Below are 24,167 nucleotides of genomic sequence, written 5' to 3' on the forward strand. Positions count from 1 at the left end.
GGGTTTCAGGGGTGCTTTCCGTTGGTTCATGTCATATATGAGATGATGATGGGATAGCAGGGTAGGGCAGGTCAAGTCAAGGGCTTAACGGATCGCCTTGCTAAGCTTCTTCTTGGCATAAAACTCGGCCGCTTTATGGCGGTTTCCGCAAAGCTCCATGCTGCACCAGCGTCTTTTGCCGCTCTTGGACGTGTCGATAAAGCGGAGGATGCATTCCTCATGCTCGCATTTGCGGATGCGGTCGATGGAGCCGAGCTCCAATGTATCGGTGAACGAGCGGAGGATGCGATACAGAACGTCGTCCACAACAGTTTTGCCTTCGTAAGCCAGCGCAGCGCCTGTCTCCGTTCGGGTAAGCTTGACTCTGACCGATAGCGCATCGGTTCTTCGGGCTACCGAATCAAATAGCCGATCGGACAATGGCCCATGCTGCCCGAGCTCGTACAGGGCCTCCTCGAACAAATTGCGAAGCGAAACTAGCTCTGTGCTGAGCTGGCTCCATGTTTCTTCGGAAAGGGGGGCATCTCCGGCCGGCACCAGCCCGTTCGCCTCGAGCCAAGGAAGCGCAGTGGCGGGGTGCGATAACAAATCGGCAGGAAGTTTGTTATGCATGCAGACGGTATTCAGCAGATTGATCCAGAGTGTGCCTCCTAATACGAAAATGGCCGGTTCCATTGCTACATCATCCTTCCGTTACATATCAGATTCAGACTATCAGGACACTAGCTGCTCCTCATAGCACATGAATTTCCTTAGTCTGAAGAATGGTCAAGTCCATTGTACCATCTGCGCTGGCTTTTAAGCGATCCAAAAGATTCGGTGTTTGCGTGTAGATAGGAGGATGATGGATCATTCCGTAGTGGATAGGGATTAACGTTCGTGCCCCCAGAACAACAGCGGCGGACACGGCTTGCTCAGGAGTCAGGCAGATCGGCTGTCCGCTCGGCTTCCGTCCGGGAAGCTCGAGTACGGCCCCGTTCACCGGCAAGCAGGCGGCATCGAACGGACCATACGTGCTTGCGATGCTCCACCAGTATCCGTGCCAGAGCGTATCCCCGCAGTGGATAAGCTGGGTATCCTCGCTTCGAACGATCCAGGCGACTTGCGGATCTCCCATCCCGTCGACGGAAGGGACTGCTGTAATCGTGAAGGAACCGATGCAGAACGATTGTCCGACGGCTGCGCCCATAACATGGGTCAGCCTGCTATGGCCGGCTAGCTCAACCGATGCCTCAGGCAGGTACACAGGAATCGCTTCGCCATAAAAAGAAGCGATAGCCTCGGGATCAAAATGATCTCCGTGATGGTGCGTAATCAGAACGGCATCGACTGGTCCGAACTCGTTCAAAGGGTACAGCGGCTCCTGCGGCTGACCGAATTTGGAAGGAAAATGGAATAACGGATCGATGGCCAAGCTGGTTGTTTCCGTCTGTACGCGAATGCCTGCCCACGGCAGCTTCTGAATGATCATGCGAATCACTCCTTTTTTGTATAACCTGTATAATTGATCTTTAAGGGTTATATTGGTATTATATATCAAGAAATATAACCTGTAAAATATTATTTTAGTGGTTATATAAAAAGCGTGTTTTGTCGGGGTATCCGGGTTGAAGGCAGAATCCATTGGGGCATACTGCTAATGACAGTCTGGAATGCTCTTGGAGGGTCGGAAGCTATGAATGTACGTACATCTCGCTGGATTCGCGGCATACTCAGCCTGATCGTCGTCCTGCTTCTTGCGGACGTTATCGCCAGCTTTTATTTTTATCATGTTGCGATCAAGCGGTCGCCGAAAGATTTCCTCGCGGATGATCCTGATCTGGAACAACTAGCGGACAGCAATCGGTCGAACTGGATGAACAGCCAACCGTTGCGCCAATTATCGATCCAATCGCACGACGGGTTGACGCTGTCCGGCTACTATATCGAAGCGGTAGCCCCTACGAACAAAACGGCTATTATCGCCCACGGATACTCGGGTAAAGCAGCCGACATGGATGCCTTCGCGAAGTTTTACCATGACGGCTTAGGCTTCAACGTCCTGCTGCCGGATGCCAGAGGGCATGGAAAAAGCGAGGGGGACTATATCGGCTTCGGCTGGCCCGAGCGCAAAGATTATTTGCAGTGGATTCAGCGGATGATCGAGATCGTGGGGCCGGACGCTGCCATAGCGCTTCATGGAGTGTCCATGGGAGGCGCTACCGTATCGATGACGAGCGGAGAGATGCTGCCGGGCAATGTCAAAGCCATCGTCTCCGACTGCGCGTATACGTCGGCTAAAGACGAGCTGTCTTACCAGCTCATGCGGCTGTACCATTTGCCGGACTTTCCGATTCTGCCTTCGACCAGTTTGCTGACCAAGGTTCGGGCGGGCTATTTTTTCGGGGAAGCCTCGGCAATAGAGCAGGTACGCCGGACCGCGATGCCCATGCTGTTCATTCACGGAAAGGCTGATGCGTTCGTGCCGTTCGATATGGCGTATCGGTTGTACGAAGCGGCCGCGGGAGATAAAGAGCTGTACGTTGTACCCGGCGCCGGCCACGGGATGTCCCGCCGTGTCGATCCGGTAGGCTATGAATCGGCGGTAGCTGCATTTTTGGCGAAGCATATGTAAGCGGGAGAGCACCTCTTCAGCCTGGATATCAGGGGGGAGGTGCTTTTGTCATTTGCCGAGGGTTGTTTGTTTCCGGCAGAGGAGAAGGACTATAATATACGCGAGGATGATTTTTCCGTATAAACACATGCTGTCATTTCAAATAAAAGAAATAAAGCGCGCTAGGGTTAAACACAAGGGGGAGGAGTGACCGGCGCATGATACAAATTTATAACGATCCTAAGGGAGAAGCCTACCGCAGGCTCATCGACTATGCGATAGAGCGTTCCTCGATGTTCGTACTGGCGACACGGGAGCAGATGTACATGAATGAAAATTGCCATCGCGTGCTCCGGCTTTTGGAACCTTATCTGATCAAGCAGGAAAGCTGCGACAGCTTGCGGGGGAAGCACAGCATCGCTTACTCCAACGGAGGGACCGTCTACTTTTACGCCTGTCATAGCGAAGCTGCGCATGTGCTCCGCACCGAAGCCGAGCGATTGCTGGCTTGGAGCCATCCGCACTTGCCGGAGGATTTAGGCTTCCTGGACGCCGATGGTAACGATTGGCTCACTACGGTAGCGCACGAGGATATGGCGGGTATTCATCTCGAAGAGGATGAGGCGAATGCGCTCTCGCGTCAAATCGACGGCTTGTTTTTGCGGGGAGAGTTTAACGCAGGGCTGGACGATTTGCTCGATGATGCTCTAAGGCATAGGGCGGAGCGTCTTCATATTACGGGCTTTGATCTGTACGAGCTGCCTGATAAGGTAAGCCGGATCCACACGCTCATAACATTGTACATATTCGAGCACCATATCCGGAGCCTTCCGGAAAACATGTTCCAGGAGCTCAGGCAGCTGGAGGAGCTGACGGTTTATACGGCCGACTTGCTGCCTTTTCCGAAGGAGATCGGCAGCCTGACTCGCCTGAAACGGTTGACGGTAGGCTGCGGCAGCTATTACCGGTTGGACGAAGGCCAGTCCATTATTCGTAAGGAGGACGTCTCGTTCGATAGGCTGCCGGCGGAAATCGGGCGGTTGACGGAGCTGGAGCATCTGTCCATCAACTACACAAGCCTGAGGAGGCTGCCTTCGGAAGCGGCGAACCTGCGCAATCTCGTCTATGCCGACTTAAGCAACAATTTATTCGATGCGGAGCCCGTAGAGCTCTTAAAGCTGCCGAAGCTGCAGCATGTCGCGATGTATAACAATCCGGTCAGCGGCAGCCAACCATGATCTTCCGTGTTGTATCGTAATAGAGATGGAGGTGCATCGATGACAGCTATTGCCTTTTACCGGGAGCGTTCCCTTCCTTTTCTTGAGCTCAAACTATGTACCGATAAGAGCGCCTCGTACAAGAAGCATTTTCATGAAGAATATTCGCTCGGCGTTATTGAAGAAGGCTCCAGTACCGTCTGGTGCGACGGTCGCCATCTGGATGTGGAGGCGGGCCGGCTGATCTGGATTCCGCCGTATTTGCCTCACGCGTGCAATCCTCAGGAATCGTCCGATTGGCGGTACAAGATGGTCTTTTTTCACTCTGACTGGGTACACGGCGTGATCCGTGATGCTATGCCGGCTCGTCAGCCGTTCCTCCCGGACCATAGTACGAACGGACTCGGCCTAGGTCTGCTGAACCGTCTTGCCGCATGCATGACGAGAAATCTGTCGCCGCTCGAAACCGAATCCTCTGCCATAGCGTTACTCAAGGCTATCTTCCCATCCGCTGCCGTTGAAGGGAAACGCTCCGATGCATCAGTGCTGAAGCCTCATATGATCCGTGTGAAGGACTATCTGCATGAGCATTATTTGGAGCCCATAACATTGGAAGAGCTGGAGCGGGTGTCGGGCGTCAGCAAATACCACCTCATTCATTCCTTTAAGAAAGAGCATAATATCCCTCCTCACGCTTACCAAAACATGCTTCGTATCAACTACGCCAAAAAGCAGTTGAGTCCAGAGCGATCCATCTCTGACGTTGCCTTGGAGGCGGGGTTTTACGATCAAAGCCATTTTACGCGGCTGTTCAAGCATTTTGCCGGTGTCACCCCCCAACATTATAGAAGCTCCTTGTAACGCCTAGTTCCGCAATTTTATACAATACGTCCTCTCGCTCCGTCCGTACAATGGTGATATCGACGGAGGAGGGGACAGATGTGAAATATGGACATATAGGCATGCTGATCGTTGTCTTGCTGTGGGGAAGCTCATTCGTCAGCATAAAGATCGCGGTCGGCTTTATTCCGCCCATTACGATGGCGCTGATCCGGTTTGCAATCGCTTCGGCACTATTATGGCTGTGGCTGAAAAAGAAGGAGCCTTCGTCCCGGCTGGATAAACAGGATGTGCTCCGCATGATGGCGGCCGGATGTTTGGGGGTGACGCTGTATTTTTACTTTGAAAACTCGGGAGTTCAACTATCAACCGCCTCGAATGCGGCGTTAATTGCCTCGGTCATTCCCATCCTGGCTACGCTGCTGGATCAGCTGATTTACAAGACGAGGCTTACGGGACTTCAATGGTCAGGGATGGCGGTAGCGTTCGCCGGCACTTATTTGGCGATTACAGCCAATGGACAAGTACAGTTCGCTTCGGCCCATTTTAAGGGCAACATGCTGATCGTATGCGCCATGGTAACCTGGTCGCTGTATACGCTGTGCAATAAGTCGTTCCGGAGCCAGTATTCCGGGCTGTTCATGACCACTTACCAGAACCTGTTCGGCACTCTGCTGCTTTTGCCGTTATCGTTAACCGAATATAGGCAGTGGGGGCCGATTCCTGCAGCGGTGCTGCTGCATGTATTGTTTTTGGCCGTCTTTTGCTCCGCCTGCTGTTACTTACTATACATTTACGCTTTGCGGCAGCTGGATGTCACGGTAACGACAATGTACTTAAATCTTGTGCCGATTGTCGGCGTAGTGGGAGGCCACCTCTTCTTGCAGGAGTCGGTTTTGCCTCTGCAGCTGGTCGGAGGAGCGGTCGTTATTACCGGTATCGTTATGGTCAATGTGAAGCCGAGACGGATAAAGCTGCAAAAGAACTAAGAGCGCAGCCGCTGCGCAGTCTGTGAAATGCCGATTGTTCCCCGTGGAACTTTTGCATGCCCGGTTTGACCTGTGTTGGGCGGAGAGGGAGCATACTTGTATCCCTATAGGGCCAAATGCCTTGGATACTTACAGCACCCGCCTTGTTTCTCGTAGGCGTGCTCCCTCTTTTTGCTTTGCTTTCAATCAAACATCCCCTGTCAAACAGTAGTCATTCTTGGGATAGTTGAATGAATCACACTACTCTACTCGTCTTGAGTAGCACCCGTTGTGTATGGTTATCCATGCAATACTGGACTTGCAGCTAGCTTGCCTCGCTCCTTCAGTAAAAATACACATATCTTGTAACAAAAAGAATACATGTTATATATATTGACATAATAATAACATTGATATAAAGTATATAAAAATTACAGCGAGTGAAGTTCTTGATAACTGAAGGGAGTGGTCGATGATGATAAACAACAACGAGAGCAAGCTTCTAGTAAGGCGGCTGCCCAAGGTGGATCTTCATGTGCATTTGGACGGGTGTGTAGAGGCGCAGACCGTGCTCGATTTAGCGAGAGAGCAGGGGGTAGAGCTTCCGGCTTATGAGAGGGAAGGGCTGCTCCCTCATCTTCAAGTTACCGATGATTGCGGCAGCTTGAAGGAGTATTTGAGCAAGTTCGACTTTGTTCTTCCGTTTCTGCAGACGGCAAAGGCGTTGGAGCGTGTAGCCTATGAGGCGGTACGGCAGGCCGCAGAGCATCACTGCCTTTATATCGAGGTCCGGTTCGCGCCTCAGCTTCACAGGAGGCGGGGGTTGACGGTAGACGAGACGATTCGGCATGTTATTGCGGGATTGCAGCGGGGGGAGCGGGAATTCGGTGTGAAAGCACGGGCTATTGCAATTTGCATGAGACACCATTCCGTCGCGGACAACTTGGAGGTTGTTGAAGCTGCAGCCCGCTTTAAGGGGAAAGGGCTGGCGGCCGTTGATTTGGCGGGGGATGAAGCGTCCTTTCCGCCGGAGCTGTTCCGGGAGGTGTTCGCCGCCTCGCGAGAGCGGGGACTTCCGGTCACGATCCATGCGGGGGAAGCGGCTGGAGCGGACAATGTGTATGAAGCGGTCGTAAACCTCGGCGCCGTAAGGATCGGGCACGGTGTCCGCATGAGGGAAAACGAGGCCGTTCTCGAGATGATCAGAGAACGCCGCATCCCGCTGGAGATGTGCCCGGTCAGCAATATTCAGACCAAAGCGGTGTCGTGCTGGGATGCTTATCCGATCCGGGAATACTTCGACCATGGAATTGTCGTTACAGTCAATACGGATAATCCCGGTGTATCCGGCACGACGATCACGAAGGAATATGAAGTATTGGCGGATACGTTCGGATTTACGCCTGCGGAAATCGCGGTCCTGATCATGAACGGCGTGGGAGCCGCCTTCCTGGAGGAGGACGAGAAGCGCGCGCTGAGGCAGGAGTTCGGCATGCGGATGAAGGAGCTGGGAGTTCTTTAGATCTAAATCAGAAGAGCCGCCTGCTTTGCGGCTCCTCGGGCTGTTGTCAAGCCTGTTTTTTTGAGTTAACCATGAATGTAGGTGGGAATGTCTCTTGGAGGAGTGTGAGCGTCCGCCTTTGAAATCCGTGAAGATACCGATAAATCTAATCAATTTTTACGGATTTCAACAGCCGCCGGAGAGAGATATCCCACCGGAGTATAATGGTTAATTGTTATACTTACGGGTTTCCCGACAATCAAAAAGCCGCCAAACCGGCGGCTCTTCTTATTCCCCTTAGGCAGGACTTTTCTCCGTAACGTCCTTGCGCTCTTTGACGATGTCTTTGGGATCCTCGCCGTCATCCTTGTTCTCCGAAACAAGCTCGCGTGCGGACGATTTGAACTCGTGCAGCGTACGGCCAACCGCGCGTCCGAGCTCCGGAAGCTTTGATGGTCCGAACAGGATCAGGACAACGATCAAAATCAACATGAGACCGGGAAAACCGATATTTTGCAGCATGCGCAATCATCTCCTTCATGATAGTGAGAGAGGGCTAAGCGCTCCTCATCTTAGTTCTGGTCATGCTTCTTGGGATATACGGCTACGGCTTCGATCTCGATCAGCCAGTCGGTGTTGACCAATCCGGCGACGCCGACAGTGGACCGCGCTACCTTCACCGGGTTCGCTTCATTATTGAAATATTCCGCATAAGCGGCGTTCCAGCCGGCAAAGTCGAATTTGTTCTCCTTGGCCGGATCGGCCACGAGGTAGGCGCGCAAGTAGATGACGTCCTTCATCGTCAAGCCTTTTTCCTTCAACTGGCTCTCGATGTTTTTCAGAACACCTTGCGCCTGGGTTTTTGTATCGCCGTAACGGTCGTAGACGGTGGCGCCATCTTTATTCAATACCGGCGGCACCGTTCCGCTCGTGTATAGATAGGCCGCTCCGCCCGGAACGGAGACTCCGCTTGAAATTGAGGAAGAAGGGCTTCCGTAAAATTCCGCTTCATTTACCGGCTCGGCAGAATACTTGTTAGGCGTTTCCGTATCGTCGGCATAGGCGTTGATTCCTACTACAGTAGATAATAATCCGATGGCCAGGATGGATTTGATCTTTTTATTCATGGTCACTCAACCGTCCCTTCATCTATTCTTTCATTACGCGCTCGTGAATTTCAGTAACGACTTTCCGCGCCGACTCGATCCCGCCGGCCATCCATGCCGGAATGTAACTGATATGCTCACCCGCCAAGTAAATGCGTCCGTCCGGTTTGCATAGTGTTGGATAAATCGTTTGGCGTTCCTCCGCCGTAAAGCTGCCCCATGCGCCGACATTGTATTTAATATTTTTCCAGTGGACGGAGAAGGACGCTTCGAACTCCTTATGGAATTGCGGGTGAATTTTGGCCCCTTGGCTCAAGGCGTAGCTTTCGCGTTCGGCAACCGACATTTTCCCGAGCTTGTCGGCATTGGCGCCGGTAACGTAGTAGCCTAGCAGGACGCCTTTTTTCGCAAAATATTCCGTCGGAGGATAGTACATTTGGGTAATATCCATATTGGTCAACGAGCTGCCGCCATAAATTTGATCGTCTTCTTCCCAGAAGCGGCGTTTGAATTGGAGACCGATTTTGCCTGCCGAAGCATAGTTGGTCTTGGCGATGGCGTCGGCCATTTCGGCGGAGAAGTCGGCCGGGATGCTCTTGAGAACGGATAAAGGAATGGTACAAATGCAGTAGTCGCCGGTAATTTCTCTCGTTACGCCGGTCTCCAGATTCGTATAAGTGATGCGGACGCCGGATTCGTTTTGACGTATTTCCTTGACCTCGGAATGGAATTGGATTTTGCCCTGCAGGCGCTTCTCGAATGCTTTCGGGATTTGATCCATGCCGCCGACCGGGTGGAACATCATCATTTGCTGATCGTAAGAGTATTCATTGCTGAAGAAGTTGCCGAACCCGGAGCTGATAATCGACTTCATATCGAACGGATCTTTTCTTACGCCGGCATCCAGCTTGCCTCCCGGCTCCTCGGTATATCCTCCCCGCTCGGACCCTTTATAGAACAGATCCGCATTTAAATCGCCTTCGCGCTTCAAATAGGCGACAAGCTTTTCTTTTTCCTCCGGAGTCAGCGGCAGGTCGAGCGCGTTCTGGTTGACCGCCTTGGCTAGCATCTCGGAAACGTAGCCTTTGACATCGGCCTTGGCTTCGCGCTTTCGGACTCTGCGTCCGGACAGCTCGCCGACGTTCTCGTTATAGTAGTAGCCGTGCTCGTTCACGTTGTTGAACGGCTCGATCGCAATGCCGAATTTGCGGCAGTATTCCATGGTGACATGGAACTGAGGAATCCGCATCGGCCCTGCATTCAGGTACAACCCTTGACCTGCATCGAAGCGCGCGACCTGCTTCACGCCGCCAATCTCCGTTACTGTGGTTCCCCGCCGTACCGACCAGATCCGCCCCCCTGAACGAGCTCTTGCCTCCAGAATCGTGCAATCGTATCCGGCCAGCCCCAGCTCATAGGCTGCGGTCAAGCCTGCGATGCCTCCGCCCAGGATCACGATTTTTTTGCCGTTGCGATGAGTGGAAGACAGGTCGCCTTGACCGGGAGGGGTGAACTCGGCTGCTTTTATCGTCTCCGGCGATAGCAGTCCCAATGTCCCCATCATGCTAAACACGGCAGCCGAGCCTCCGATTTTGCCGACAGTCGTCAAGAACTGCCTGCGTGTCATTTCTTTAGTGGATTCCTTTGTCTCCATGCTCCTCTTCTCCTTCGTGGTAAAGTGGCTTCACCTTCACAACGAGATAGTACCAAAAAAATTTTTATTTGACTCACTTTTTGTTAGGTTTTCTAACACGGTTTTTTCTTTTTTCAAAAACCATTGCATTTTGAAAATCATTTTTGTTAGAATCAACTCAAGATTAAGGCAAGAAGTTCATTATTTTTTAAAATTCAGCATATTTATAACATTTAGTTAACATCGGAGGTTATGAAAATGGAAGGAAAAGTGATGAACATCGGTACGGTAAAAGAATTAACCGGCTTGTCGGAGCGCCAAATCCGTTACTACGAGGAACGGAAGCTGGTATTTCCGGACAGGACGAAAGGGGGAGCGCGCAGATATTCCTTTGAGGATGTAAGCCGGCTGAGGGAGATTCAGCAAAAGCTGAAGGACGGCTTTCATACGTTCGAGCTGAAGTCGATGAAGCAGTACAAGGGAAACTGAAGGCCAAACGGAGAAAAGGCAGGTGAGGTAAGCCGATGGAGGAAGACGGAAAAATGGCGCTATGGGATCACGTTGCCGAGCTGCGCAAGCGTATTATACTCGTCATGCTGGCGCTGGTCGTTACTTTGATAGCGGGGCTGTTTATTGCACCTCGAATTTTGTTATATTTAAAAGGCGTGCCGCCCGCATCGGGCATTAGCTGGAACGTGTTCTCGCCGTGGGATGCAATCCGCATTTACATGAGTATTGCCTTGGCTTTTGCAATTGCGGTTACGATGCCCTTCGCCCTATACCAGCTGTGGAAGTTCGTGAATAAAGGACTACGGAGGGAGGAGCAGGACGCGGCGCTAAAGTATATTCCGTTTACAGTCCTCTGCTTCGTGATAGGGTTCTCCTTTGCCTATTTCATCGTATTTCCGATGAGCTTCAGCTTTACAACGGGAATTGCCCGAAGCCTGCAGTTCACAGAGACATACGGCATTTCCCAGTACTTCGGCTTTATGTTCAGCATCGTCATTCCGCTCGCGGTGGCGTTCGAGCTTCCGGTCATCGTGATGTTCCTGACGAAAATTGGAATATTGAATCCGAAACGGCTGCATACTATGCGTCGATATGCCTACCTGGTGCTGGTGATCGTGGCGAGCCTGATCTCGCCTCCGGAGCTCATATCCCATCTGATGGTGGCGGTTCCGCTTATCGTTCTGTACGAAATCAGCGTATGGCTGTCCAGGGTGGTTTACAGAAATAAGCTGCGGCTTCAGCAGTCGGGTTCCCTTGAGCAAACGGCCTAATCCGAGGCTCAAATGCAGCCGGTAGTGGAAAGGAGTGGATTCATGAACGAAAAAGATTACATGATGCTTCAGTTCGTAGCGGAGGAGCAGAGTCTGACCAAAGCGGCGGAGCGCCTGTATATTACTCAACCCGCCTTGACGTACCGGCTTCACCAGATGGAGAAGGAGCTCGGCGTACCGATTATCGTCAAAAACTCCAAAGGGACGAAGCTGACGCCCGAGGGAGAATATTTAGTCGAATATGCCAGAAAAATGCTGGATAATTTACATAGGATGAAGGATTATATCACAAACATGCGCAACGAGGTGAAGGGTCATCTGCGGATCGGGGTATCCAGCTACTTCGGACTCTACAAGCTGCCGCCGTTATTGAAAGCGTTCCGGGATCAATATCCCGAGGTGCAGCTTATCGTCACCTGCGCGTTGAGCACGGAGATTCTCGAGCTCCTGACGCGGGAGGAAATTCATGTCGGTGTCGTCCGCGGAGATTATCCGTGGTATGAAGGCAGACATTTGCTGCATGATGAGCACATCTGCCTTATCTCCCAGCAAAAGCTGGAGCTCGAGGACCTTCCGAGATTGCCGCAAATTTGCTACAAGCAGCCCCGGGTTCACGCAGGGACTTACGCTCCGCTGCCCTTCAGCGAGACGGTCGGCGCTTGGTGGCATGAGAGGTTCCATGCGCCTCCGCTCGTCACGATGCAGGTGGACAGCTACGAAACCTGTAAGGAGATGGTCAAGCACGGGCTCGGCTACACCATCATTCCCGGCATCTTTGTCACGCCGGAGGACCGGCTGCACAAAGTCGAGCTGTACCGGAAAAACGGCGAGCCGATGAAGCGAAACACGTGGATGGTGTATAAAGAAACGAGCCTGCAGCTCGCAACTATCGGCCGGTTCGTCGATTTTATGAAAGAACGGCATAAGCAGTAAGAAGTGCAATACTCCCCGGGGAGTACTGCACTTTTTTCTTTTTTAAGACGAATACCGGCTTAAGCGTAAGGGAGCACGAATAGACTCGGCATACCGTGCGGCTTCCTCCGCAATATAGTCTGCCGTGGCATAAGTCGTGTCGTAGGTGACGAAGGTCGGCAGAAACGTCCCGTTGCAGCGTAGCAGCGTCACCTGAATCGGTCTCAGCAGCTCGTCTATTGTATACCAGTTATCTCCGCCCGCGTGATAGCCGTGCTCCGCACCTCCGGTTGTAGTGGCGAGCATAAATTGCTTGCCTTTCAGATGAACACCTTCTTTGCCGAAAGCCCAGCCGTAGGTCATCACGTCGTCGAACCATTTTTTGAGCAGAGGCGGGCAGCTGTACCAGTAGAATGGGAATTGAAACACGATCCGGTCATATTCCAGCAGGAGCTGCTGCTCCCTCGCCACATCGATCTCCCAATTCGGGTACTCCCGGTACAGGTCTCTCACTGTAATTTCCGCCTGCCCCTCCAGAGCGTGGGCAAAAGCCTTATTTACTTGCGACTGAGCAAGGTTGGGATGCGCAATAATAACCATGATTTTCATCGTTCATCAGCCTTTCTTTGTGTAAAGTTTTTGGTGTGCCTTTCGGTACGCTCATTATGGCCGGGAGAGAAGGGCTTGAAAAGTACTTATTTATTTCATACTTAGTACGCCAAACCGTACAAAAGTGCAGGATCAAGGGTTTATGGGAAGTAGAAAATATTGCCGAAAACGAATAGGTACGCCCCAAGCCGTCGCTGCAGGCCGATAAGGTGCCGCCTGGGGATAATCGCATCTGTTGCCCGGGCGAGCGATGAATAATTATGCTGTTTGACTGTAAGTGAAACGGAAGCTTGCTTCACGAAACGATGAGACGCCGAACCGTCTTTGATCGATAGGTGATGGAGCTGGCATTGCAGATCAACGCAACAAACCCAATAATACTAACGGTTATTAGCTCCATGCCATTAAATTTTTTTCGGTGAAGCGCAAAAAACTATTGATTTTACTTATCGCCCGAGCCGTTTTACAATAATTCAAACATGTTGCATAAATATTCGGCCGATCAATGAATGTGATGAAGTATAACACAAGGTGGTAGATATAATGAATAAAGACGAATGGAGCAATGAAAAAACGCGCATTCAACAAGCTGTCGATGCAAGAGACGGACAGCTGCGTGCGATTGCGGCCCAAATTCATGCGAATCCGGAGCTCAGCTTCCATGAGCATAAAGCCCGCGAATGGCTGATCGAGCCTCTGGAGGCGGCGGGCTTTGCCGTGGAGAGGGGGATTGCCGGGCTCGAAACGTCGTTTCGGGCGACGTGGGAAGGAGCTCCCGGCGGGCCGGTCATCGCGCTGCTGGCGGAATATGACGCGCTTCCGGCGATTGGGCACGCCTGCGGCCATAACCTGATCGGAACCGCATCCGTCGGGGCGGCGCTGGCATTGAAGGATGCTTGCCCACAGCTGCCGGGCAAGATCGTCGTCTTGGGGACTCCGGCCGAGGAAGAGGGCGGAGGCAAGATCATTATGTGCAACGAGGGAGTGTTCGACGACATCGATGCGGCGATGATGGTCCACCCGCAAAGCAAGACGATGGTGCTGCGGGGCGCTCTTGCCTGCGTCGATGCGACCTTCACGTTCCACGGCAAGCAGGCGCACGCCTCGTCGTCGCCGGAGAAGGGGATCAGCGCGCTGGATGCGCTCATCAACGCTTTCGTAGCGATTAACTCGCTGCGCCAGTTCGTGAAGGAGGATGTGCGCATCCACGGCATCATTACGAAGGGCGGCGATGCCCCGAATGTCGTGCCGGAGCTGTGCGAAGCGGTATTCATTCTCCGGGCGGCGACGGTCGGGGAGCTGGAGACGGTGCGCGAGAAGGTGTACCGGGCCGTGCGCAGTGCGGCGGAAGGAGTCGGAGCGACGGTAGATATCGCGGAAGGACTGATCTACGCCGAGCGCAACAACAACAAGGCTATGGCGCGGCTGTTTCGGAGCAACCTGGAGCAGATGGGCATCGAAGTATGCGATCCACCGAAGAAAGGCGGCGTCGGCTCCTCCGACATCGGCAATGTGGGTCAGATAACGGCTACGATTCACCCGTATATCCGCATCGGCGACGCGACGACGCATACGCCGGATTTTTGCCGGCTGGCCGGAGCGGAGGAAGGTATGATCGAGTTGAATCAGGCGGCGAAGTCACTCGCGATGACCGCTTACGATTTGTGCGTCGATAAGGAAGCGTTCCGTGAAGTGCGCGAGGAATTCGAGCAGTGGAAGCGGGACAAAGAGGGAGGACGACAACATGGATAATGCGCAGGCGGCCGGCCCTCGCAAATGGCTGAAAATGCCTCATACTTACGTCATATTGATCATTCTGGTATTGGTGGCGGCCGTGCTTACTTATGCCGTGCCTGCCGGGAAGTTCGACCGGGTCAAGGATACAGCGACGGGCAAATCGCTGCTCGTAACAGGCTCTTACCATCCGGTCGAGGCCAGTCCCGTAAGCTTGGTGGACATTCCGAAATCGATCGTCCACGGGCTTGTCGATTCGGCGGATGTCGTATTCTTCATCTTCATCATCGGCGGAGCATTTCAAATTATTTCGTCTACGGGGACGATCGAAGCCGTCACGGGAAGGGTAGCGAAGGCTTTCGCCAATAAGGGCATCTGGGTCATCCCGGTATTCCTCTCCCTCTTTTCTGTAGGCGGCTTCACGATGGGAATGTCCACGGAGGTGATGGTGTTCGTGCCCATCGGCATAGCCATCGCCAGGGCTCTCGGCTACGACGCGCTTACGGGAACGGCGATGATCTCGCTCGGTGCCTCCTGCGGCTTCACGGCTGGCATCCTGAATCCGTTCAACGTAGGCTTGGCCCAAACGATAGCCCAGCTCCCGATGTTCTCGGGCATGTGGCTCAGGATCATCCTCCTCGTCTGCTTGATCGCGATTACAAGCTTCTATCTGATGCGCTATGCGGCCAAGGTCAAGGCTAACCCGGCAGGCGGGCTTGTGTACGAACTGGAGCAGGAGTCGGAGGGGACGGGAACGAAGCTCGACTTCTCGCATTTGCCGGTCATGAAGCTGAAACACTATTTGACGATTGCCACGGTAGTTATCGGCTTCGGCCTATTGATATGGGGCGTCTCCAAAAAGGGCTGGTGGATGGAGGAGCTGGCTGCGCTATTCCTGACAATGGGGATCGTGTCCGGTTTCTGTGCGGGCTACGGCCCGAGCCGGATCGCCAAGGAGTTCGTGAAGGGAGCCAGCGCGATCACGTACGGCGCGTTTATTATCGGCCTGGCCCGCGGCATTATGGTGGTGCTGGATCATGGCAGCGTCATCGATACGATCGTGTATCATTTGTCCGTCCTGGTTGGAGAATTGCCGGGCTCGGTACAGGTACTGGGTATGTACTTGTTCCAAAACGTAATGAACGTCTTCATTACATCGGGAACCGGCATGGCGGTCACTACGATGCCGATCATGGTTCCGCTGTCCGATCTGCTTGGAGTGACGAGACAGACGGCGGTGCTTGCCTTCCAACTGGGAGACGGGTTTACGAACATGATCCTGCCTACCTCCTCGGCCTTGATGGGAAGCTTGGCGGTATCCGGTATTGCATATCAGAAATGGGTCCGGTTTTTCTGGCCGTTGATGGCTGCCTGGCTGGTGGCCGGGGCGATCTTCGTCATCGTCGCCAATGTGATTCAATATTCGTAAGGAAAAAGGCGTTCGCGGTCGAGAGACCGTCGAAACGCCTTTTTGTTGTAAAGCCGATTTATTTTGCAAAAATATGATTGCCGATTTGAACAGTTTGCGGCCGCGACCAAATCCATTTGCTTGTAGCGGTTTGCGGATTGAAGTAATACATCGAATCGTAGGTCGGATCCCATCCGCGTACTGCGTCCTGGGCGGCCATATAAGCCGTGCTGTCCGGTGTCAGCCAGTATTGGCCGTCGGCTACAGCCGTAAAGGCGCCTTTTTGGAAGACAACGTCCTTAATATTATCTCCGTATTGTCCGGACTGCAGCCGGTTCATCACAACCGCGCCGACAGCAACCTGCCCGGTATACGATTCCCCGCGAGCCTCGCTGTAAATGACTTTAGCCAATATGTCCAACTCTTCTTTATTCAGAGAGTATTTCTTCAAAGCGGTCCATGTTTGCGGGCCTGTTTGTCCGTCGGGATTCAACCCGTAGTTCGTCTGAAATCGTTTGACGGCGGACACGGTGTTCGGGCCGTAAAGACCATCCAGCGGAAGCTGATAAAATCCGGCAAGCTTCAATCGGAACTGCAAGTCCCATACGTCGCCGCTTGTGCTGCCTTGCTGTAATAGTGGTGCCGGAGCCGCTTGAGCTTGCGGAGCCAGTCCATTTATCGTGGTCAAGCATAATAGGATAAGGAAGGTGAAAAATTTCCAGTGTTTGGCCTTCATCCTGCATCTCCCCTTTCGGGTTCTGATTATGAAGCAGCAAGTGGCGATGTTCAACCAGTATTTATTGGAATGTGCCGGAAAAAGCAGCGCTGGCGCGGCTTTAGTTAATGCTGTCGAGACGATGAAGTATTGCGGTAAATTTCCATATATTTGGATTCCATATTGTTAGAAGTAGTATTTGCCGTCCGGCCGACTCTAATTCAACTCCAACGAATTTAGAAGGGTGTTATTCCAAAGAGAACAGGCAGCTAAATTTATTTTTTGAATAAAACGCTTACTAGTGTCAACTATATTGACACAAAATCGCATAAACCATATGATAATATACATATATTACAAAAACATTCGGGTTTTTGGACTGGAAACGAGAATTTGTGTTATTAAATCTAACATAATGATGCTGTTGGAGAGGGGATGGCTGCATGAACAAAATGGATCCTGTACCCGGTACGCCTTATCCGTTAGGGCCGTATTTCGATGAAATGTTCGGCGGGGGTGAGGGCGCCTGCGTAAGAGAGCATTACAGACAGGTCTACGCCCGGTTCTCGGGGTCGCGTCCGGAGGAATTGGCGTTAAAGCAGGAAGCCGTGCAGCGGAGAATGATGGAGGAAGGGATTACGTTCACGCTGTATAAACCCGAGCAGCTTCAGCCGCTGGAGCGGACACTCCCTTTTGACCTCATTCCGAGAATTATCCCCCCCGAAGAATGGCGGATGCTCGAAGCGGGTCTGATCCAGCGGGTAAAGGCACTGAACCGGTTCGTGCAGGACGTCTACAACGAGCAGCATATTATTAAGGACGGGATCGTGCCGCGGCGCATGATTGTAGCGAACCGCTATTTCCGGCCGGAAATGATGCGGCTCCAGGTTCCTCATAACGCATATATCACCACGTCGGGCATTGATCTTATCCGCGATGCGAATGGGCAATATTATGTGCTGGAAGACAATTTGCGCTCTCCATCAGGATTTTCCTACCTCTTTAAAAGTCGCTCCATCATGAACGAGCTGTTCCCGGAGCTATCCTTCTCCTGCTCGATACGCGATGTGGAGCTGAGCTTGAACCGGTTCCTCAGCACGCTGCGCAGCCTGTCTCCATCCGGCAAACCGGACCCGGTGATCGCCCTGCTGACGCCAGGAGAGTATAACTCCGCTTATTACGAGCATGCTTTTTTGGCGCAGCAGATGGGTATCCATTTGGTGGAAGGAAGGGACCTGGTCGCTATGGATCACAAGCTTTACATTCGCGGCATCGGAGGGATGCGCCAGGTTGACGTGCTGTACCGCCGTATTGACGACGATTATTTGGACCCGCTCGCTTTCCAGCCCGATTCGATGCTTGGGGTTGCCGGCATTATGAACGCATACCGCGCAGGCAATTTGGCGATCGCGAACGCGCCGGGCACCGGAGTAGCGGACGACAAGGCGATCTACATTTACGTACCCGAAATGATCCGGTACTACTTGCAGGAGGAGCCGATTTTGCAAAATGTCCCGACATATCTGCTCTCCCGACCGGAGGAAAGAGACTATGTGCTGGGACGGCTCCCGGAGATGGTAGTCAAGGAGACGTCCCTCTCCGGCGGCTACGGCATGCTGATCGGACCAACGGCAAGTAAGGAGGAGATTGCCGTATTCGCCGAGCAAATCCGCCAAGACCCTGGACGCTACATTGCCCAGCCTACTGTGCAGCTCTCCCGGGCGCCGATTCTTGGCGACGGCTGCATGATGCCGCGGCATATTGATCTAAGGGCGTTCGTCCTGATGGGGGCGGAGGAAGAGCTGCATGTCGTCCCCGGAGGCTTAACGCGGGTTGCGATGAAGGAAGGATCTCTGGTCGTCAATTCGTCTCAGGGCGGAGGATGCAAGGATACTTGGGTATTGGCGTAGGAAGGAAAGCTATGTACTATGGCGATAACGGGAAGGGAGACTCCGTATGCTGAATCGTAACGCAGAAGCATTGTTTTGGGTCGGACGGTATATCGAGAGAGCGGAAAATCATGCGAGACTGATCGATGTTCATTACCATATTCAGCACGAGGGCGATTTCGACAATGAGGCGAATAAATGGGAGCGTCTCATAGATACTTTGGGAGCACGGACGGATTATTTGCAGCAATTCGATCTGTTTACGCAAAAGGATGTGCTCTCCTTCATTACGCTCGACCGCGGCTATACCAATTCGTTGTTCTCCTGCGTCAGCCAGGCGCGGGGCAACTTGCGGACGCTGCGGGAGAAGCTGCCGAGCGAGCTGTGGGAGGTACTGAACGCCTTCTACTTATGGCTTGGCGAGAAGCAGGTGGATGATATACTGCAGGAATCGCCGCATCCGTTCTATAAGCAAATCAAGGAGCGCTCGGCCATGTTCTATGGAGTCCAGCAGTCTGTGATGCCAAGAGAAAACGAGTGGCATTTCATGGAGAGCGGGCGCTATCTGGAGCGGGCGGAAAATACGGTGCGCATATTGCAATCGGTGCTTGGAGCGATTCGCGAGGATCAGGCGCCGGCATACCCGTATTTGCTGGCGGTGCTGAAATCGGTCAGCGGCTACCAGACGTTTCGCAAATATTACGCGGACAAAGTCACCGTGGAGCCGATCATGGAATTTCTCATCGGCAACGCCGAATTTCCGCGGTCGATCCAATTCTCCTTCGAGCGGCTGGAGGAGCATATGGGGCAGATGGAGCTCGCCTCCTTCGATCTGAACGGCCCGCGGGATAAGGCGATCCGGCAGGCCGGCAAGCTGAAGGCGGATTTGGCCTGCCTGGAGCGCGAGGACATGGCGCTGCCTCTGGTTCAGCCGCTGCTCGACGGCTTGATGCAGTCCTGCGGCAAGCTGGGGAGGGCGATGGCCGCGGCCTTTTTTCACCTCGAGGAGGTCGGCGCATGAAGATCGAGATCTGTCACGTGACGCGCTACCGCTACGAGGACCCGGCTACGGACAGTGTCAATGAGCTGCGGCTGACACCACGGACCAATTACCGCCAGTCGTGCTATCATCATGAAGTGTCGATAGAGCCGGCCGCTTCCTTATTGACCTATGAGGATTATTTCGGCAACCGGGTTCATGCCTTTTCGGTCAACAAGGCTCACCGGGAGCTTGTGATCAAGACCAAAGCTACAGTCGTCACGCTGGACCGCAAGCCGGGCGAAGGACCGGTATCGGCGCTTACGGCGGAGGAAGAGCTGAATCTGCTGCACAGCGACCCGCTGCAGGACCGCTACATTGAGTTTTTGCTGCCGACGGCGTATACGCAAATAACGGAGGAGGTACGCCAGTACGCAATGAAATATCCGTTTACCGGCGCGGGCTTGCTGGCATGGACGAGAACGCTGTCGCAAGGCATTCATGCCGACTTCACGTATGATCCTGCGGCTACCGACGTGTTCACTACCGTTAACGATGCGCTGAAGCTGCGTAGGGGCGTATGCCAGGATTACGCGCATCTGATGATAGCGGTCTGCCGCAGTCTGGGGCTGCCTTCGCGATATGTAAGCGGCTACCATTTTGTCGGCGATCTGCAAGGCGGCAGCGCCGATTTCGAGCAGGCTTCCCATGCGTGGGTCGAGGTGCACGTACCGGGCACCGGCTGGCTCGGCTTCGACCCGACCAACAATTCGGAGGTCGATTGGCGTTATGTGAAGCTGGGCCATGGCCGGGATTATCAGGACATCGTCCCGGTCAAAGGCGTCTACCGCGGCTCGGGCCGTCAGCAGCTTGAGGTGAAGGTGGACGTACGGCTGCTTGAGGCGTGAGCTTTGTGCCGTCGTCACAAGCTATAATGAGGGATAAAAGAGCGGGTGTGTCGATCCGCGTCTTTTATCCTTTTTTTTCGCAGCTTGAAGCGGACCGTTCATTCGTCCGTGCCCGGCTTGAATAACTACGTGGGGTTCAAGAGCAAACTACCGTACAAGGAGGATTTTGGTTATTATTTGCTCCCGAAGGATTCTGGAACAAACAGCGGATGACGAATTTACGGGTACAGGAGGTGGCAGCTGATGTCTTCCTTGCAAGACATGCGGGAATATTTCCTTGCCGTGTTCAATGGAACCGAGGATTTGAAAATACATACGTTGCATAGGCGTCAACAACTGATTGACATTATTTACCTGCTTACGTTGACCAGTCATCAAAAGCTGGATGAGCAGCTCATCCAGCCGCTGCTGCGAAATCAGGACAGGCAAATAACGGATGTATTGCCTCCGGGGCTGCTGCAAATGACCGATTCACTGGAGCATGCGGTTGAGGCGCTCTTGATAGGCAAATGCGTAGTAGTTGTGGACGGAATGGATGACGCCTACCTGCTGGATACGTCCTCTTCTATTGAAAGAAGCGTGACGGAGCCCGTTAACGAGAAAGTATACGGGGACTCCCACGAGGGCTTTATCGAGAGGCTGGACACGAATCTCCACTTGATCCGCAAAAAAGTCGTATCGAAAGATTTGATGATTCGCTATATGAGCGTCGGTATGGAATCGAATACAAGGCTGGCGATGCTGTATATGGAAACGCTGGCCAACAAAGAGCTGCTGTCGGAGGTGGAATTGCGGATTGCCTCTATCCGAATTGACCATGTCTCGTCGATCGGCTTTATCGAGCAGTTTATCGAGGACACGCCGCTCTCTCCGTTCCCGCAAACCGTAAGCACGGAGAGGGTGGACAGGGTCACGGCAAACCTGATGGAAGGGAGAGTGGCACTGCTGGCGGAAGGCTCGGCCAAGGCGCTGCTGCTTCCTGTAAGCTTCTTCGCCTTTTATCAGTCTCCGGACGATTACAACATCCGCTGGCTTAACGGCAGCTTCTTCCGGATGCTGCGAATATCGAGCTTTCTAATTGCGGTGACCCTGCCTGCCTTATATATAGCCGTAGTCAGCTTTCATTTCGAGACGATCCCGAATGAATTGATTTTGCCTATGCAGAGCGCCGTTCTGGAAATTCCTTTCCCGCCTATTATTGAGGCCCTGCTGATGGAATTAACCATAGAGCTGCTGAGAGAAGCCGGTCTTCGCCTGCATACGGCCGTCGGCCAAACCATCGGCATCGTAGGAGGACTTGTCATCGGAGAAGCCATCGTGAGGGCGGGACTTGTCTCCAACATCATGATCATTGTGGTAGCATCCACAGCCATCGCTTCTTTTGTCGTCCCTTCCTATGAGTTCAGGGAAACGGTGCGCATTTTGCGGTTCCCGCTGATGGTGCTGGCTGCGACGTTCGGGCTGCTCGGCATTACATTCGGTTTCGCTTTTATAATGATTCATTTGTGCAAGCTCGAAAGCTTCGGGACTCCGTATTTTTATCCGATTGCTCCTTTCCGATGGAAGGGTCTGAAAGATTCCGTCATCCGTATGCCCTTATGGCTGATGAATACGCGCCCGTCGGACAGCCTCCCCAATAAAATGCTGCGTCAATTGTTCTCTAGAGGGTGGGAAAAGCATGATCGCCGAAAAAAATAAAATATCGGTCGCGCAGCTCGGCTTCTTTACCGTCCAGACGGCGATTGGTGAGGGGGCGCTAACGCTCCCTTACAACCTGCATTCCAAGGCTTCCATAGACGGCTGGATATCCATGCTCCTGGCGGGCCTGATTACGCAAATCGCGGTTGTTTTGGTATGGATGGTATGCAGGAAATACCCCGGCCAGATGCTGGTCGAAATCCTCCCTCGGTTGGTTGGGAAATTGGCGGGTAATTTGATCAGCGCATTGTATATAGGCTACTTTATGGGCATAGCCAGTATAGTCCTGATGAATTATACCCGGATTATTAATGCATGGATTTTTCCCACGACGCCCAAATGGGTCATTGTCGCATTAATGGCGGTCACCAGCTATTATTTGGCCAAAGAACGGCTTCGTGTCATCGCCCGATTTGACGTAATGATCTCGGTACTTTTACTCGTACTCATCGTGCTGGTCTTTTTCCCGATATCCGAAGGAAATATGCTTTATATTTTGCCGGTAGGTCAATCCGGTATGGAGAATATTTGGAGGGGAATTAAGGAGGCCGTAATTACATTGGCCGGGTTCGAGCTGCTGTTCGTCGCATACCCCCACATTAAGGGGAACAGCAAAGACATTTTGAAATGCATGATCTTATCCTATAGCTTCGTTATTCTGTTCTACCTGCTGGTTACCTTGTCGTGTTTCATCTTTTACAGCCCGGAGGAGCTCAAGCTCATCCCTGAGCCTGTGCTGTATATGCTCAAAACATTCTCGTTCCGAATTGTGGAGCGGACCGATCTGTTGTTTCTGTCGATATGGGTAGTGATCGTCATGACGTCTATCGTGAGCTACATGTTCCTCGCATCCGTCAGCTTGAGCAAGCTGTTGAAGGTGAGCAATACGTCCAAAGTCACGCTGGTTGTGGTAGTCGTCTGCTCGGTTTTGGCCTGGTATTCCCATAACTATCTTCTCATCCAGGATGTGAATAATTTCTTTGCGGACGTGACTATCGTGTTTATTTATATATTACCTTTACTGATGCTCACCGTAAGCGGCATTAGGGGGAGAAGGAAGGTGGGGGGATGAGACGAGGCTGCCCTGTCGTTATCGGTCTGATCTCTCTTAGTCTGGTTACCGGATGCTGGGATCAGACGCTGCTAAAGGATGTTCGGCTTATTATCGGGCTAGGCATTGATGAGGATGCTGATGGAAATATACTGGATACCTTCGTGCTGCCCGACGTGACGAACCAAAAAAACACGCCGCAGGTCATCTCGGTAACGGGGCATACAGCCCGGGAAACCAGATTAAATCTGGGGAAAAGATTGAATCTGGTGCCGGACGGGTCCAAAAACCGGTTCGTGCTGATCGGCGAGGAGATGGCGACAAAGAAGATCTATACGATTCTCGATGTGTTTTACCGTGATCCGAAAAGCGCGCTCAACGCCAAAATCGCCGTCGTAAAGGGACGGGCCGAAGCATTTATGAAAAAGGAGTACGAAATCAAGCCGAATCTGATTTTGAACCTCGATAAGCAAATTGTCAGCGCCGAAACAGCGTCACTTGTACCCAACGTCAATATTCAATCCATCTGTACGACCATGTTTGATCCCGGGCAAGACTTTGTCCTGCCTTATATTGAGCATGGGACGGAGGGGGCCGTTGTGACGGGGATTGCTTTATTTAACAGTCAGACGATGACAGGCGCGCTCGAAGGGCGTGATGCGATCATTTGCCTGCTGCTGGCCAATCAGATGGGGAAGCGGGCTGCTATCACGGTGCCTGCAGGGACATCGGGCAAAACAGGAAGCTTCATGACCTTCCAGGTGTTCCAGATCAAGCGAAATCTTCAGGTGTGGATGGAGGGCGACGAGGTCTTTGCCAATATCGATTTGCAGCTGAAGGTGAAGGTAGAGGAGTTTGCGGAAGACCATTTGGTGGATCGGGAAAGGGTTGAGCAGTTGAATGCCCGGATAACCAAAGAGCTGAACCGAAATGCTCAAGAGGTCATAAGGAGACTACAGCAGGCCAATTGCGACATATTCGGCATAGGCCGAAGGCTTATTGCTTTCCATCACGATTATTGGAAAAAGACCGATTGGAACCGTACCTATCCGCATATTAAGATTCAGCCGAGCGTTATGGTGGAAATAGCCAGACCGGGAATTATCTATTGAGCGGCAGGGAAAAA

The 24,167-nt window shown here is 52.7% G+C and carries 23 protein-coding genes; 16 read left to right on the plus strand and 7 right to left on the minus strand.

The genetic code is table 11. The features are described 5' to 3' along the window. Window positions 1-84: 84 nt before the first annotated feature. Window positions 85-675: a CGNR zinc finger domain-containing protein gene (locus ACFQ88_RS27280; protein WP_379459111.1), complete on the minus strand. Its 591-nt coding sequence runs from the start codon at window positions 673-675 to the stop codon at window positions 85-87. 58 nt (window positions 676-733) lie between these two features. Next, entirely contained in the window at window positions 734-1,471 is a 738-nt protein-coding gene (locus ACFQ88_RS27285; RefSeq protein ID WP_379459113.1) for an MBL fold metallo-hydrolase, read from the minus strand. 204 nt (window positions 1,472-1,675) lie between these two features. Here ACFQ88_RS27285 and ACFQ88_RS27290 point away from each other — a divergent pair, with 204 nt between their 5' ends. The 5 genes from ACFQ88_RS27290 to add all read left to right on the plus strand — a co-directional run bounded on the left by ACFQ88_RS27290 (window position 1,676) and on the right by add (window position 7,140). Continuing rightward, the gene (locus tag ACFQ88_RS27290; RefSeq protein WP_379459115.1) at window positions 1,676-2,614 is read left to right on the plus strand and encodes an alpha/beta hydrolase; all 939 of its coding nucleotides are present in this window, start codon (window positions 1,676-1,678) and stop codon (window positions 2,612-2,614) included. 197 nt (window positions 2,615-2,811) lie between these two features. Beyond that, the gene (locus ACFQ88_RS27295; protein WP_379459117.1) at window positions 2,812-3,831 is read left to right on the plus strand and encodes a leucine-rich repeat domain-containing protein; all 1,020 of its coding nucleotides are present in this window, start codon (window positions 2,812-2,814) and stop codon (window positions 3,829-3,831) included. A 39-nt stretch (window positions 3,832-3,870) separates the two neighbouring features. Beyond that, window positions 3,871-4,671 carry a helix-turn-helix transcriptional regulator gene (locus tag ACFQ88_RS27300; protein WP_239630667.1) on the plus strand — a complete coding sequence of 267 codons (801 nt, stop codon included), beginning with the start codon at window positions 3,871-3,873 and terminating at the stop codon, window positions 4,669-4,671. An 80-nt stretch (window positions 4,672-4,751) separates the two neighbouring features. Further along, entirely contained in the window at window positions 4,752-5,639 is an 888-nt protein-coding gene (locus ACFQ88_RS27305; RefSeq protein ID WP_379459120.1) for a DMT family transporter, read from the plus strand. A 454-nt stretch (window positions 5,640-6,093) separates the two neighbouring features. Continuing rightward, window positions 6,094-7,140: an adenosine deaminase gene (gene add, locus ACFQ88_RS27310; RefSeq protein WP_379459122.1), complete on the plus strand. Its 1,047-nt coding sequence runs from the start codon at window positions 6,094-6,096 to the stop codon at window positions 7,138-7,140. Window positions 7,141-7,416: 276 nt separating this feature from the next. On the opposite strand, the gene ACFQ88_RS27315 is transcribed toward add, so the two are convergent. The 3 genes from ACFQ88_RS27315 to ACFQ88_RS27325 are packed head-to-tail and all read right to left on the minus strand — an operon-like array spanning window position 7,417 to window position 9,879. Next, entirely contained in the window at window positions 7,417-7,641 is a 225-nt protein-coding gene (locus tag ACFQ88_RS27315; protein ID WP_379459124.1) for a twin-arginine translocase TatA/TatE family subunit, read from the minus strand. A 50-nt stretch (window positions 7,642-7,691) separates the two neighbouring features. After that, entirely contained in the window at window positions 7,692-8,246 is a 555-nt protein-coding gene (locus ACFQ88_RS27320) for a RidA family protein (RefSeq protein WP_239635618.1), read from the minus strand. A 22-nt stretch (window positions 8,247-8,268) separates the two neighbouring features. After that, window positions 8,269-9,879, minus strand: a complete 1,611-nt coding sequence (locus ACFQ88_RS27325) for a flavin monoamine oxidase family protein (protein ID WP_239630670.1) — start codon at window positions 9,877-9,879, stop codon at window positions 8,269-8,271. A 237-nt stretch (window positions 9,880-10,116) separates the two neighbouring features. Between ACFQ88_RS27325 and ACFQ88_RS27330 the strand changes: the two genes are divergently transcribed. From ACFQ88_RS27330 to ACFQ88_RS27340, 3 genes are read left to right on the plus strand one after another with little or no spacing between them, the layout of a single operon-like run. Then, window positions 10,117-10,347, plus strand: a complete 231-nt coding sequence (locus ACFQ88_RS27330; protein ID WP_239630671.1) for a MerR family transcriptional regulator — start codon at window positions 10,117-10,119, stop codon at window positions 10,345-10,347. 35 nt (window positions 10,348-10,382) lie between these two features. Then, window positions 10,383-11,138 (plus strand): twin-arginine translocase subunit TatC, encoded by a 756-nt coding sequence (gene tatC / locus ACFQ88_RS27335; protein WP_239630672.1) that lies wholly within the window; start codon window positions 10,383-10,385, stop codon window positions 11,136-11,138. A gap of 42 nt (window positions 11,139-11,180) precedes the next feature. Next, window positions 11,181-12,071, plus strand: coding sequence for a LysR family transcriptional regulator (locus ACFQ88_RS27340; protein ID WP_379459128.1), 891 nt, complete (start codon window positions 11,181-11,183; stop codon window positions 12,069-12,071). 42 nt (window positions 12,072-12,113) lie between these two features. Here ACFQ88_RS27340 and ACFQ88_RS27345 read toward each other — a convergent pair whose 3' ends face one another. After that, window positions 12,114-12,659: an NAD(P)H-dependent oxidoreductase gene (locus ACFQ88_RS27345; RefSeq protein ID WP_379459130.1), complete on the minus strand. Its 546-nt coding sequence runs from the start codon at window positions 12,657-12,659 to the stop codon at window positions 12,114-12,116. 543 nt (window positions 12,660-13,202) lie between these two features. Between ACFQ88_RS27345 and ACFQ88_RS27350 the strand changes: the two genes are divergently transcribed. Further along, a complete protein-coding gene (locus ACFQ88_RS27350; protein WP_379459132.1) occupies window positions 13,203-14,411 on the plus strand; it encodes a M20 family metallopeptidase in 1,209 nt (402 codons plus the stop codon). After that, window positions 14,404-15,822 (plus strand): YfcC family protein, encoded by a 1,419-nt coding sequence (locus ACFQ88_RS27355; protein WP_239630676.1) that lies wholly within the window; start codon window positions 14,404-14,406, stop codon window positions 15,820-15,822. The genes ACFQ88_RS27350 and ACFQ88_RS27355 overlap by 8 nt, the downstream gene beginning before the upstream one ends. Before the next feature lie 58 nt (window positions 15,823-15,880). Here ACFQ88_RS27355 and ACFQ88_RS27360 read toward each other — a convergent pair whose 3' ends face one another. After that, window positions 15,881-16,537, minus strand: coding sequence for a cell wall hydrolase (locus ACFQ88_RS27360; RefSeq protein WP_379459135.1), 657 nt, complete (start codon window positions 16,535-16,537; stop codon window positions 15,881-15,883). 422 nt (window positions 16,538-16,959) lie between these two features. On the opposite strand from ACFQ88_RS27360, the gene ACFQ88_RS27365 reads away from it, so the two are divergent. The 6 genes from ACFQ88_RS27365 to ACFQ88_RS27390 all read left to right on the plus strand — a co-directional run bounded on the left by ACFQ88_RS27365 (window position 16,960) and on the right by ACFQ88_RS27390 (window position 24,153). Next, window positions 16,960-18,426 carry a circularly permuted type 2 ATP-grasp protein gene (locus ACFQ88_RS27365; protein WP_239630678.1) on the plus strand — a complete coding sequence of 489 codons (1,467 nt, stop codon included), beginning with the start codon at window positions 16,960-16,962 and terminating at the stop codon, window positions 18,424-18,426. 46 nt (window positions 18,427-18,472) lie between these two features. Beyond that, window positions 18,473-19,426, plus strand: coding sequence for an alpha-E domain-containing protein (locus ACFQ88_RS27370; protein ID WP_379459137.1), 954 nt, complete (start codon window positions 18,473-18,475; stop codon window positions 19,424-19,426). Beyond that, entirely contained in the window at window positions 19,423-20,292 is an 870-nt protein-coding gene (locus tag ACFQ88_RS27375; RefSeq protein WP_379459139.1) for a transglutaminase family protein, read from the plus strand. The genes ACFQ88_RS27370 and ACFQ88_RS27375 overlap by 4 nt, the downstream gene beginning before the upstream one ends. Window positions 20,293-20,535: 243 nt before the next feature. Next, window positions 20,536-21,990 carry a spore germination protein gene (locus ACFQ88_RS27380; RefSeq protein WP_239630681.1) on the plus strand — a complete coding sequence of 485 codons (1,455 nt, stop codon included), beginning with the start codon at window positions 20,536-20,538 and terminating at the stop codon, window positions 21,988-21,990. Beyond that, complete coding sequence (locus tag ACFQ88_RS27385; protein ID WP_379459141.1) at window positions 21,971-23,062, plus strand: GerAB/ArcD/ProY family transporter; 1,092 nt, start codon at window positions 21,971-21,973, stop codon at window positions 23,060-23,062. Before ACFQ88_RS27380 ends, ACFQ88_RS27385 begins: the two co-directional genes overlap by 20 nt. Next, the gene (locus ACFQ88_RS27390; RefSeq protein ID WP_379459143.1) at window positions 23,059-24,153 is read left to right on the plus strand and encodes a Ger(x)C family spore germination protein; all 1,095 of its coding nucleotides are present in this window, start codon (window positions 23,059-23,061) and stop codon (window positions 24,151-24,153) included. The genes ACFQ88_RS27385 and ACFQ88_RS27390 overlap by 4 nt, the downstream gene beginning before the upstream one ends. Window positions 24,154-24,167: the final 14 nt, after the last annotated feature.

The organism is Paenibacillus sp. NPDC056579 (assembly GCF_042793215.1).
In the GTDB taxonomy this organism is placed as follows: Bacteria; Bacillota; Bacilli; order Paenibacillales; family NBRC-103111; genus Paenibacillus_S.

Excerpts from the sequence above, each read along its gene's own strand:
- ACFQ88_RS27280 (WP_379459111.1), bottom strand. The coding sequence starts at position 675 with ATGGAACCGGCCATTTTCGTATTAGGAGGCACACTCTGGATCAATCTG.
- ACFQ88_RS27285 (WP_379459113.1), bottom strand. The coding sequence starts at position 1,471 with ATGATCATTCAGAAGCTGCCGTGGGCAGGCATTCGCGTACAGACGGAA.
- ACFQ88_RS27290 (WP_379459115.1), top strand. The coding sequence starts at position 1,676 with ATGAATGTACGTACATCTCGCTGGATTCGCGGCATACTCAGCCTGATC.
- ACFQ88_RS27295 (WP_379459117.1), top strand. The coding sequence starts at position 2,812 with ATGATACAAATTTATAACGATCCTAAGGGAGAAGCCTACCGCAGGCTC.
- ACFQ88_RS27300 (WP_239630667.1), top strand. The coding sequence starts at position 3,871 with ATGACAGCTATTGCCTTTTACCGGGAGCGTTCCCTTCCTTTTCTTGAG.
- add (WP_379459122.1), top strand. The coding sequence starts at position 6,094 with ATGATAAACAACAACGAGAGCAAGCTTCTAGTAAGGCGGCTGCCCAAG.
- ACFQ88_RS27315 (WP_379459124.1), bottom strand. The coding sequence starts at position 7,641 with ATGCTGCAAAATATCGGTTTTCCCGGTCTCATGTTGATTTTGATCGTT.
- ACFQ88_RS27320 (WP_239635618.1), bottom strand. The coding sequence starts at position 8,246 with ATGAATAAAAAGATCAAATCCATCCTGGCCATCGGATTATTATCTACT.
- ACFQ88_RS27325 (WP_239630670.1), bottom strand. The coding sequence starts at position 9,879 with ATGGAGACAAAGGAATCCACTAAAGAAATGACACGCAGGCAGTTCTTG.
- ACFQ88_RS27330 (WP_239630671.1), top strand. The coding sequence starts at position 10,117 with ATGGAAGGAAAAGTGATGAACATCGGTACGGTAAAAGAATTAACCGGC.
- tatC (WP_239630672.1), top strand. The coding sequence starts at position 10,383 with ATGGAGGAAGACGGAAAAATGGCGCTATGGGATCACGTTGCCGAGCTG.
- ACFQ88_RS27340 (WP_379459128.1), top strand. The coding sequence starts at position 11,181 with ATGAACGAAAAAGATTACATGATGCTTCAGTTCGTAGCGGAGGAGCAG.
- ACFQ88_RS27345 (WP_379459130.1), bottom strand. The coding sequence starts at position 12,659 with ATGAAAATCATGGTTATTATTGCGCATCCCAACCTTGCTCAGTCGCAA.
- ACFQ88_RS27350 (WP_379459132.1), top strand. The coding sequence starts at position 13,203 with ATGAATAAAGACGAATGGAGCAATGAAAAAACGCGCATTCAACAAGCT.
- ACFQ88_RS27355 (WP_239630676.1), top strand. The coding sequence starts at position 14,404 with ATGGATAATGCGCAGGCGGCCGGCCCTCGCAAATGGCTGAAAATGCCT.
- ACFQ88_RS27360 (WP_379459135.1), bottom strand. The coding sequence starts at position 16,537 with ATGAAGGCCAAACACTGGAAATTTTTCACCTTCCTTATCCTATTATGC.
- ACFQ88_RS27365 (WP_239630678.1), top strand. The coding sequence starts at position 16,960 with ATGAACAAAATGGATCCTGTACCCGGTACGCCTTATCCGTTAGGGCCG.
- ACFQ88_RS27370 (WP_379459137.1), top strand. The coding sequence starts at position 18,473 with ATGCTGAATCGTAACGCAGAAGCATTGTTTTGGGTCGGACGGTATATC.
- ACFQ88_RS27375 (WP_379459139.1), top strand. The coding sequence starts at position 19,423 with ATGAAGATCGAGATCTGTCACGTGACGCGCTACCGCTACGAGGACCCG.
- ACFQ88_RS27380 (WP_239630681.1), top strand. The coding sequence starts at position 20,536 with ATGTCTTCCTTGCAAGACATGCGGGAATATTTCCTTGCCGTGTTCAAT.
- ACFQ88_RS27385 (WP_379459141.1), top strand. The coding sequence starts at position 21,971 with ATGATCGCCGAAAAAAATAAAATATCGGTCGCGCAGCTCGGCTTCTTT.
- ACFQ88_RS27390 (WP_379459143.1), top strand. The coding sequence starts at position 23,059 with ATGAGACGAGGCTGCCCTGTCGTTATCGGTCTGATCTCTCTTAGTCTG.